The organism is Xanthomonas sp. BRIP62415, from assembly GCF_003993515.1.
Classification (GTDB): domain Bacteria; phylum Pseudomonadota; class Gammaproteobacteria; order Xanthomonadales; family Xanthomonadaceae; genus Xanthomonas; species Xanthomonas euroxanthea.
On the sequence record NZ_QEZH01000048.1, the window covers coordinates 1 to 392 of the forward strand.

General features: G+C 64.3%; 1 pseudogene. It reads left to right on the plus strand.

What is annotated here, in order from left to right:
• Window positions 1-22: 22 nt before the first annotated feature.
• A pseudogene (locus EO141_RS21275) lies at window positions 23-392 on the plus strand (hypothetical protein); the annotation flags it as partial.

Consider the following 392-nt stretch of genomic DNA (forward strand, 5'->3'; position numbering starts at 1 on the left):
ATACTCCACCATGCACGTTGCCGTGCTCACTGCCGCGCTGTTGTCCTCGACCGTCACAGCTGGCACCGCTGCTGCAGCCACGGTGTCGCTGGCCCAGGCCCAACAGGCACTCGATGCGGCGATCGCCGATGACAAGGCAGCCAACACGCAGGGTCAGGACGACGACCTCATGTCCGCCATCTTTCATCCGCGCTTGACCGCGTTGACCGGCTGCGTGCCGGCTGTCGGCGCCAAACCAGAGACGCTCGATTGCATCGTTACCGGGCAGGCCGGGCCCAGCGAAAAACACATGACGCTGCGGTTTGTCCCGAAAGACAATGCATGGGCCTTGCAGCACAGCGAGAAGGAAATGGAGGTCGCCGCGCCGGTACCGCCGCAAGCTCGCGTACAGG